12 protein-coding genes are annotated in these 8685 nt (G+C 73.5%); 5 read left to right on the top strand and 7 right to left on the bottom strand.

Going from position 1 to position 8685, the window contains the following annotated elements; genetic code table 11:
- Positions 1 to 258, top strand: a 258-nt coding sequence (locus tag ACFU7Y_RS33610) for a response regulator transcription factor (RefSeq protein ID WP_380770635.1), incomplete at its 5' end; no start/stop codon positions are given.
- On the opposite strand, the gene ACFU7Y_RS33605 is transcribed toward ACFU7Y_RS33610, so the two are convergent.
- From ACFU7Y_RS33605 to ACFU7Y_RS33595, 3 genes are read right to left on the bottom strand one after another with little or no spacing between them, the layout of a single operon-like run.
- The gene (locus tag ACFU7Y_RS33605; protein WP_224282129.1) at positions 251 to 1786 is read right to left on the bottom strand and encodes an AMP-binding protein; all 1536 of its coding nucleotides are present in this window, start codon (positions 1784 to 1786) and stop codon (positions 251 to 253) included. The two genes, ACFU7Y_RS33610 and ACFU7Y_RS33605, sit on opposite strands and share 8 nt — an antisense overlap.
- A gap of 52 nt (positions 1787 to 1838) precedes the next feature.
- Positions 1839 to 2216 carry a MerR family transcriptional regulator gene (locus ACFU7Y_RS33600; RefSeq protein ID WP_224282132.1) on the bottom strand — a complete coding sequence of 126 codons (378 nt, stop codon included), beginning with the start codon at positions 2214 to 2216 and terminating at the stop codon, positions 1839 to 1841.
- Between the two features lie 20 nt (positions 2217 to 2236).
- Entirely contained in the window at positions 2237 to 3001 is a 765-nt protein-coding gene (locus tag ACFU7Y_RS33595) for an SDR family NAD(P)-dependent oxidoreductase (protein WP_224282128.1), read from the bottom strand.
- Positions 3002 to 3171: 170 nt separating this feature from the next.
- Here ACFU7Y_RS33595 and ACFU7Y_RS33590 point away from each other — a divergent pair, with 170 nt between their 5' ends.
- Both ACFU7Y_RS33590 and ACFU7Y_RS33585 read left to right on the top strand, forming a co-directional pair.
- Positions 3172 to 3798 carry a GNAT family N-acetyltransferase gene (locus tag ACFU7Y_RS33590; RefSeq protein WP_380770634.1) on the top strand — a complete coding sequence of 209 codons (627 nt, stop codon included), beginning with the start codon at positions 3172 to 3174 and terminating at the stop codon, positions 3796 to 3798.
- 4 nt (positions 3799 to 3802) lie between these two features.
- Positions 3803 to 4189: a VOC family protein gene (locus ACFU7Y_RS33585; RefSeq protein WP_224282126.1), complete on the top strand. Its 387-nt coding sequence runs from the start codon at positions 3803 to 3805 to the stop codon at positions 4187 to 4189.
- Positions 4190 to 4212: 23 nt separating this feature from the next.
- On the opposite strand, the gene ACFU7Y_RS33580 is transcribed toward ACFU7Y_RS33585, so the two are convergent.
- Entirely contained in the window at positions 4213 to 4797 is a 585-nt protein-coding gene (locus tag ACFU7Y_RS33580; protein WP_224282125.1) for a maleylpyruvate isomerase N-terminal domain-containing protein, read from the bottom strand.
- Between the two features lie 108 nt (positions 4798 to 4905).
- Positions 4906 to 5688, bottom strand: a complete 783-nt coding sequence (locus tag ACFU7Y_RS33575; protein ID WP_224282124.1) for a dioxygenase — start codon at positions 5686 to 5688, stop codon at positions 4906 to 4908.
- 115 nt (positions 5689 to 5803) lie between these two features.
- Here ACFU7Y_RS33575 and ACFU7Y_RS33570 point away from each other — a divergent pair, with 115 nt between their 5' ends.
- The gene (locus ACFU7Y_RS33570; protein WP_224282131.1) at positions 5804 to 6268 is read left to right on the top strand and encodes a MarR family winged helix-turn-helix transcriptional regulator; all 465 of its coding nucleotides are present in this window, start codon (positions 5804 to 5806) and stop codon (positions 6266 to 6268) included.
- Here ACFU7Y_RS33570 and ACFU7Y_RS33565 read toward each other — a convergent pair.
- Together ACFU7Y_RS33565 and ACFU7Y_RS33560 are read right to left on the bottom strand one after the other, a co-directional pair.
- On the bottom strand, positions 6237 to 7529 hold the full coding sequence (locus ACFU7Y_RS33565; protein ID WP_380770633.1) for an RNA polymerase sigma factor: 1293 nt from the start codon (positions 7527 to 7529) through the stop codon (positions 6237 to 6239). The two genes, ACFU7Y_RS33570 and ACFU7Y_RS33565, sit on opposite strands and share 32 nt — an antisense overlap.
- Before the next feature lie 52 nt (positions 7530 to 7581).
- Positions 7582 to 7953, bottom strand: coding sequence for a YciI family protein (locus ACFU7Y_RS33560; RefSeq protein ID WP_224282122.1), 372 nt, complete (start codon positions 7951 to 7953; stop codon positions 7582 to 7584).
- A 201-nt stretch (positions 7954 to 8154) separates the two neighbouring features.
- On the opposite strand from ACFU7Y_RS33560, the gene ACFU7Y_RS33555 reads away from it, so the two are divergent.
- Positions 8155 to 8565, top strand: a complete 411-nt coding sequence (locus tag ACFU7Y_RS33555; protein WP_224282121.1) for a hypothetical protein — start codon at positions 8155 to 8157, stop codon at positions 8563 to 8565.
- The last annotated feature ends 120 nt before the right edge of the window (positions 8566 to 8685 follow it).

The following is an 8685-nucleotide window of genomic DNA, read 5'->3' as shown; positions in this document are numbered from 1 at the left end:
GCCCGGGCGCTCGCCGGGGCCGCCGCCTGGAGCCGCGAACAGCCCCGCCAGGCCGCCCCCGCACCGCCGTTGACCCCGCGGGAGCACGAGGTGCTGCGGTGGGCGGCGACCGGCCGGACCAACCCGGAGATCGCCGCCCGACTGGGCCTGACCTGCAACACGGTGACGGGCTACCTCAAGTCCGCGATGCACAAGCTCGGTGTCCGCAACCGGACCGAACTCGCCCTCGCGGCCCGGGAGTCGGGGCTGGTCAGTTGACCTGGCGATCCCGCCCGGTCCAGTACGGCTCGCGCAGCCGGAACTTCTGCAGCTTCCCGGTGGCGGTGCGCGGCAGGGCGTCCCGGAACTCCACCGTGGTGGGCGACTTGTAGCCGGCCAGCCGCTGCTTGCAGTGCGCGATCAACTCGGCCTCGGTGACCGCCCCGTGGCCCTCCCGGAGGACCACCAGCGCCTTCACCGTCTCGCCCCACTTCTCGTGCGGCACCCCGATCACCGCCGTCTCGGCCACCGCCGGGTGGTCGTACAGGCAGTCCTCCACCTCGATCGAGGAGACGTTCTCCCCGCCGCTGATGATGACGTCCTTCTTGCGGTCGGAGATGGTCAGCTGGCCGTCCGTGAGGGTGCCGCCGTCGCCGGTGTGGAACCAGCCGTCCCGCAGCGCCTCGGCGCTCGCCTCGGGCTGCTGCCAGTAGCCGTCCAGCACGGTGTTGGAGCGCACCAGCACCTCGCCCTGGGCGTCGACCCGCAGCTGGGTGCCGAGCGCCGGGGCGCCCGCCTGCACCAGCCTCTCGGCCCGCTCGGCGGCCGGCAGCACGTCCCACTCGGCCCGCGAGCGGTTGACCGTGACCACCGGGGAGGTCTCGGTCAGGCCGTAGAGCTGCATGAACTCCCAGCCCAGCTGCTCCTCGACCTGCTGCACCACCGAGGTCGGCGGCGGGGCGCCGGCCACGATCATCCGCACCCGGTCCCGGCCGGGCACCGGGCCGTCCCAGTCGGCGGCCGCGTCCAGCACCATCTGGACCACGGCGGGAGCGCCGGACAGGAAGGTCACCCCGTGCCGCTCGACCCGGCGCAGGATCTCCGCGCCGTCCACCTTGCGCAGCACGATGTGCCGGGCGCCCAGACCGGTGAGCGAGAACGGCAGGCCCCAGCCGTTGGCGTGGAACATCGGCAGGGTGTGCAGGTAGACGTCCCGGTCGCTCGCGCCGTAGTGCAGGCCCATCAGGGTCGCGTTCAGCCAGACGTTGCGGTGGGTGAGCTGAACGCCCTTGGGGCGGGCGGTGGTTCCGCTGGTGTAGTTGATGGTGGCGGTGTCGTTCTCGTCCACCGCGTACCGCCGCGGGGTGCCGTCGAAGTCGTACAGCACGGCGTCGCTGTCCGCGCCGAGCACGAACTTGTGCTTGGCCACCACCCCGCTCAGGGCGTCCGCGACCTCGGGATCGACCAGCAGCACGGAGGCGCCGCTCTGCTCGACGATGTACGACACCTCCTCGGCCTTCAGCCGGAAGTTCACCGGCACCAGCACCCGGCCGTACCCGCTCACCCCGAAGAACGAGGTCAGCAGCCGGGCCGAGTTGTGGGAGACGATCGCGACCCGCTCGCCCGGCCCGACACCGAGCCGGTCCAGCCCGGCGGCCTGGGCCCGGGCCAGCTCGGCGACCCTGCGGTAACTCAGCTCGCCCCAGGATTCGGCCGGCTGCACCGGCTCGTCGACAATGCCGACCCGGTCGCCGTAGACCAGCTCGGCCCGGTCGAGGAAGTCCATCACGGAGAGTGGAATCTGCATGGGGCCCACTGTCCTCTCCCGTCCGACCCCTGCACACCCCCGATCGGGGGTGTCACCCGTCCGTGCGTACCCCGTCCCCGCCCACCCCGGCCGCCGCCAGTGCCGCCACCAGCCGGTCCCGGGCCTCGGTCTGGGCGGCGATCCGGCGTTCCAGCACCGCCAGCCGCTCCCTGGCGATCCCCAGCACCCGTTCGGACGGCCGGCCCGACAGCACGTCCCCGTCCAGGCAGCCCAGCAGCGGCCGGAGGTCCTCCAGGGTGAGCCCGGCGGCCACCAGCGCACGGATGTTGCGCACCCGGACGACCGCCGACTCGCCGTACTCGCGGTAGCCGTTCGGCGCGCGCCCGGAGTCGATCAGCCCGGCCTGCTCGTAGTGCCGCAGAGCGCGCGCGGTACTGCCCGTCCGGGCCGCCAGCTCGCCGATCCGCACCGCCACCCGTCCCCTCCCGGTCAGCCCGCCAGCGCGCCGCCGTCCACCGACAACACTACGCCGGTCACGAACGAGGCCTGTGGCGAGGCGAGTCGGGTGATCGCCCAGGCCACCTCCGCCGGGCGGCCGATCCGGCCCAGCGGGGTGTGCTCGATCTGCCACTTCCGGATCGCCGCCCGCTGCTCGGGGCCGTACCCGGAGTGGTCGCCGATCGGGGTGTCGATCGCCCCGGGCGCCACCGCCACCACCCGGATCCCGCGCGGCGCCAGTTCCACCGCCCAGCTGCGGGTGACCGTCTCCAGCGCCGCCTTGCTCGCCGCGTACACCGAGTTGCCCGGCCAGCCGCGCTGCCCGACGGCGGTGCTGACGTTGACCACCACGCCCCGGCTCCGCTCCAGCGCGGGCAGCGCGGCCTGCCCGAGCAGCACCGGGGCGACCAGGTTGGTGGCCAGCAGCGTCTCGACGCCCGCCCGGTCGAAGCCGCCGAGGCCCTGCCGGCCGTCCACGATCCCGGCGTTGTTGACCAGCACGTCCAGCCGCCCGAACCGCTCCAGCGCCGCCCGGACGATCTCCCCCGGCGCATCCGGCCCGGTCACGTCCGCGGCCAGCGGCTCGATCAGTGCCGGGTGCGCGGCCGCCGTCCCGGCCAGCGGTTCGAACCGCCGTCCGACCGCCAGCACCCGCGCCCCCTCGGCCGCGAAGGCCCGCGCCGTCTCCCGCCCGATCCCCGTCCCGGCCCCGGTGACCACCACGACCCTGCCCTGCGTCCCGCTCTCTTCGCTCATGGGCCCCACCCTCCGACCCTGCCGCCAACGTCAGGGTCAAGCGGGAACCCCACCCTCCGCTTGCTGAGCCCGGCGCGAACAGCGGGCCGGGCCCCGCCGTCCGAGCACGCCCGAGCCCTCCGCCTGCTAGGAAGGCCGCAACGCACGGTTCACCCACGGGGAGTACATCCATGAACGACCAACGGCCCGGCACACTCTACGAGGCCGCCGGCGGCAGCGACGTCCTGGTGGGAGGGCCTCAAGTGACCGTCACCGCGCCGCCCCTGACGGCCGACGGCCTGCTGCTGCGCCCCTTCGAGGACGCCGACGCGCCCGCCCTGATCGAGGCCTACCGGGACGAGACCCTGCGCCGCTTCACCCGTACCCCGGTGGACGACGCCGAGCAGGCCGCGCACTGGCTGCGTCTCCAGTACGAGGGCCGGGCGGCCGGCACCCGGTACAGCTTCGCCGTCCTGGACGGCGGCGAGCTCGTCGCCAACGTCGCGCTCAAGTACCCCGCTCCCGGCGGGGAGAGCGCCGAGGTGGGCTACTGGACGGCGGCCCCGGCCCGCGGCCGGGGGGTGGCCCCGCGCGCGGTGGAGGCCCTCACCCGCTGGGCCTTCGCCACCTTCGCCGAGGACGGCCTGCGCCGGATAGACCTGTTGCACCAGGTGGACAACCTCGCCTCCTGCCGGGTCGCGGAGAAGGCCGGTTACCCGTTCGAGGAAGTGCTCCCGGCCTTCCCGCCGTTCCCGTTGGACGGCCACCGGCACTCCCGGAAAAGGCTGGACGAACCCGAACGGGGCAGGTCAGAGTAGCCGCATGGCTTCTCTGGTACGACACGTGACGATCGACTGCGCCGACGCGCACGCCCTGGCCACCTTCTGGGCCCAGGCGCTGGACGGCACCCTGGGCGAGGACGACAACCCGGGCGACGAGGAGGCGGTGGTGAACTCCGCCGGCGCCTCGCTGCTCTTCATCCGGGTGCCCGAGGGCAAGTCGGCCAAGAACCGGGTCCACCTCGACCTCCAGCCGCAGGACCGCAGCCGGGACGAGGAGGTGGCCCGCCTGGTCGCCCTGGGCGCCACCGTACTGGCGGACCGCCGCACCCCGGACGGCAAGGGCTGGGTCACCCTGGCCGACCCGGAGGGCAACGAGTTCTGCGTCGAGCGCAGCCAGGCCGAGCGCATCGCCACCGAGAGCGCCTGACCGAGGGCGTCTGACCGACCGGATCAGTCCGGCCACTCGCCCATGGCCGCCCGCCAGTTCCACGAGGACTTGCGCGGGCGGCCGTTCAGTTCCCCGCGCCCGGTGCACCAGAGCAGGACTTCAGCGGGGTGGGCGGCCGGCTCCTGCGGAAAGAGCCGGTCGAGCACGAAGCGGCACAGCTCGGCGGGCGGCTGCCAGGGCAGGCCGAGGCCGCTGGTGATGTCGTGGGTGTGGAGAAGGGTTTCGGCGACGCCCATCGCGGCGAAGCCGAGCGGATCGCACGGCCCGTGGTGGTAGGCGCGCAAGTCGGGCGGGGCGGCGTCCAGGGCGGTGGCGAGGAGCCGCCCGGCGGCGGTGACCACGGTGAGCACCTGGGCCGGGTCCGCCTCGGGCCGCACGGTGAGGTCCAGCGGCAGGTAGCGGTCCCGGGGGCGGGCGGCGAGCTGGCCGGCGTAGGCGAGCAGGTCGTGGGCGATGTGGGCGGCGGTGTCGCGGCAGCTCCACTCCAGGAGCCCGGCGGGCACGTCCCAGTCGCGGTCCCCGGTGTGCGGGGTGAGCACCGCCAGCGAGACGTCCAGGGCGGTTCGTACGGCATCGCCGTTGCGCATGATCACTCCTTCGACGGAGCGTCACACGATAGACCCAGCACCCGGAATCGCGCAGGGCGGCCGCCCGACGATCGGTGAGCGCTTCACGCGATGTTCCTCGCGAGGGGTTCAGCCCAGCTGGATCGAGCGCTTGGCCAGGCCCATCCAGAACCCGTCGATGACACTGCGCTGGCTGTCCAGGTCGGCCTCGCCGGCGCCGAGGGTGACGAACAGCGGCGCGAAGTGCTCGGTGCGCGGGTGGGCCAGGCGCCCGGCCGGGGCCTTGTGCTCGAAGTCGAGCAGCGCGTCCAGGTCGTGGGCCTCCAGGGCGCGCCGGCCCCAGTCGTCGAACTCGGCCATCACCGAGGTGACCCGACCGTCGCTGCTGAGCGCCCGCAGGTTGTGGGTGAAGAAGCCGCTGCCGACGATCAGCACGCCCTCGTCGCGCAGCGGGGCGAGCTTGCGGCCGATCTCCATCAGCCGCTGCGGGTCGAGGGTGGGCAGCGAGACCTGGAGCACCGGGATGTCGGCGTCCGGGTACATCTCGACCAGCGGGACGTACGCGCCGTGGTCGAGCCCGCGGTCGGGGATGTCCTGGACGGGCGTGCCGGGGGCACGCAGCAGCTTGCGCACGCGCTCGGCGAGATCCGGCGCGCCGGGGGCGGCGTACTGGACCCGGTAGTAGTGCTCGGGGAAGCCCCAGAAGTCGTACACCAGCGGGATGGTGGTCACGGCGCCGAGGGCGAGCGGGGCCTCCTCCCAGTGGGCGGAGACCATGAGGACGGCTCTGGGCCGGGGCAGGTCGGCGGACCAGGCGGCCAGCTCGCCCGGCCAGACCGGGTCGTCGGCCAGCGGCGGCGCGCCGTGCGACAGGTACAGGGCGGGCATGCGCTCGGGGGCCGCGGTGCTCATGGCGTCCTCCTCAGGACCGTTGACCGAATAGGTAGTTCAAATTTGAACGTCTTCGCCGACGGTACACCCTCGTTCGAATTTGAACAACAGGAGTAGGCTTCGTCGCATGTCCCCACTGAACGAACCCCGCTGGCTGGACCCGGACGAGGCGGCCGCCTGGCGGGGCTTCGTCACCGCGAGCAACCTGCTGAACCGGCGGCTGGAACGCCAGCTCAAGGAGGACTCCGGACTCTCCCACCAGCAGTACGAGATCCTGGTGCACCTGTCCGCCGCCCCCGGCGACTCCCTGCGGATGACCGAACTCGCCGAGAAGCTGGTCACCTCCAAGAGCGGCCTGACCTACCAGGTCACCCAGCTGGAGCGGGCGGGCCTGGTCGCCCGCCGCTCCTGCCCCAGCGACGTGCGCGGCGTCATCGCCGAACTCACCGACCGGGGCCGGGAGGCACTGCGCCAGGCCGCACCCGGACACGTCGCCCTGGTGCGCGAGCTGCTGATCGACGTGCTCACCCGCGAGCAGCTCGCGGTGCTCGCCGAGGGCCTCGGCACGGTCAGTGCCCGGCTGCGCCTGGAGGACGCCTGAGGCCTGTCCGCCGGCTCCCGTCGAGCGAGGCCGCCCGCTCCGACAGCAGCTCCCGCTCCCGCTCGTTGCGGGTCAGCCCCGCCGCCCGCTCGAACTCCGCCCTGGCCTCCGCCGGCCGCCCCAGCCGGGCCAGCAGGTCGCCCCGCACGCTCGGCAGCAGGTGGTAGCCGCGCAGCGCCGGCTCCGCCGCCAGCTCGTCCACCAGCTCCAGCGCCGCGGCCGGGCCCCGGGCCATCGAGACCGCCACCGCCCGGTTCAGCGCCACCACCGGGGACGGTGACAGCGCCAGCAGCCGCTCGTACAGAGCGGCGATGGTCGCCCAGTCGGTGTCCGCGTACCGCCGCGCCTTGGCGTGGCAGGCGGCGATCGCTGCCTGCACCGAGTACGGCCCGGTGCCCGCCCGCTGCAGGGCGTCGAAGCCGCGCCGGATCAGCAGCCCGTCCCAGCGCGACCGGTTCTGCTCGGCCAGCAGCACCGGCCTCCCGTCCGGCCCGGTCCGGGCGGCCGTGCGCGAGGCCTGGAACTCCAGCAGCGCGGCCAGCCCGTGCGTCTCCGGCTCGGCGGGCATCAGCGCGGCCAGCACCCGGGCCAGCCGCAGCGCGTCCTCGCACAGCCGGGGGCGGAGCAGATCGTCCCCCGCGGTCGCCGAGTAGCCCTCGTTGAAGATCAGATAGATGACCTCCAGCACCGAGGAGAGCCGCTGCGCCCGGTCCTTCCCGTACGGCACCTCGAACGGCACCCCCGCCTTCGCCAGCGTCCGCTTCGCCCGGACGATCCGCTGCGCCACCGTCGGTTCGGGCACCAGGAAGGCGCGGGCGATCTCCGGCGTGGCCAGCCCGCCGAGCAGTCGGAGGGTGAGCGCGATCCGTGCCTCCGCCGACAGCACCGGGTGGCAGGCGGTGAAGATCAGCCGCAGCAGGTCGTCGTCGATGCCGTCCGGCTCGGCCGGTTCCGGGGGCGGCACCTCCTCCGCCGACCGCCCGACCTCGGCGAGCTTGCGGGCGTAGACCTCCCGGCGGCGGACCAGGTCGACCGCGCGGTGCTTGGCGGTGGCCGTCAGCCAGGCGCCCGGATTGTCCGGGACGCCCTCCCGAGGCCACCGCTCCAGCGCGGCCACCAGCGCGTCCTGCGCCAGCTCCTCGGCGATGCCGACGTCCCGGACGATCCGGGCGACCCCGGCGATGATCCGCGCGGACTCGATCCGGAACACCGTCTCGACGGCCGCCGCCGCGGTCTCGTGGGTAGCAGCCCTCTCCGTCACGGCCACCCATCAGAGCAGCCGGCGGAGACGGAGGCAAACACTGCCACGGCTGTTACTTCGGCGGCTCCGGCATCTCCTCGATCTGCCGGACCTCCGCCTCGACCGGCCAGTGCGCGGGGTGGGCCCGGAGGAAGCGCCGGGTCCACTCCAGGGCCTCGGCGTGGTCCTTGCACTGGAGGATGGCGTAACCGCCGACGACCTCCTTGGTCTCGGTGAACGGCCCGTCGGTGCAGCCGATCTTCCCGTCGTTCCAGGTCAGCCGGGTGCCCTGGGAGGTCGGGGTGAGGCCGGCGGTCTCCAGCATCACGCCGGCCTTGGTGATCTCCTCGAACAGGGCCCCCATCCGCTGCTCGAAGCCCGGGTCCGGCTCCCACCCGGCGCGGGACTGCTCGTCGATGCGGATCAGCGTCATGAAGCGCGGCATGGTGACTCCTCGGTCGTGCGGGCGGGGCCTCTCCCCGCCTCTCACCCCTGCGTCGAACGGGCCGGCGCCGGATCGACACCCGCTGCGAAGAATTTTTCCGGCTCTTCCCGATCCGCGCCCGGGGCGCGGGCCGGGGGCGTGGCGTCCGGGCCGCCCGTGGTCGAATGGTGCGCACGAACGAGCGATGGAGGGGAGACGCGGATGCTCGTGGACGTTCTCGGTGCGGTCGTCGAGGTACTGGGGGCGACGATCGGCGAGTCGAGGACGGAGGAGCGGAAGGAGCGCGACGCCTTCGCCGAGGGGCGGGTGGTGGTCTTCGAGGGCTGTGTCGCCGGCGCCCGGCCGTACTGCCGTCCGACCGCGGAGTTCCTGCACGCCTCGGCCACCGCGCTCGCGATCTCGCCGCTGCGCGAAACCAGCGCGCGGGCCCGCTACCTGCCGAGCGACTTGGTGCTGGTCGAGGTCCGGAAGCGGCGCGAGGACGACCCGAAGACCATCGAGAAGCACTGGACCGTGTTCGAGTGCCGGGACGGGGAGGACGTGGTCCTGATCGGCTGCGCCTCGGGCTGCGTCCGCTACGTCCGCCGGGCGCTGCAGTTCGAGGGCGACTGATCGCAGATTCCGGTCGAACCTGGGATGCGCCATCGCAATTGCGGATGAATGGCGGCTTCCAGCCTGGCAGTTGCGAATGCCCGAGTGGTCCCTCGGGTAGTCCTCCTCGCGGGCCACGGC

It is taken from the genome of Kitasatospora sp. NPDC057542, from assembly GCF_042801945.1.
Taxonomy (GTDB): Bacteria; Actinomycetota; Actinomycetes; order Streptomycetales; family Streptomycetaceae; genus Kitasatospora.
The sequence above is the reverse complement of the archived record's forward strand: the minus strand, read 5'-3'. Positions and strand labels throughout refer to the sequence as shown.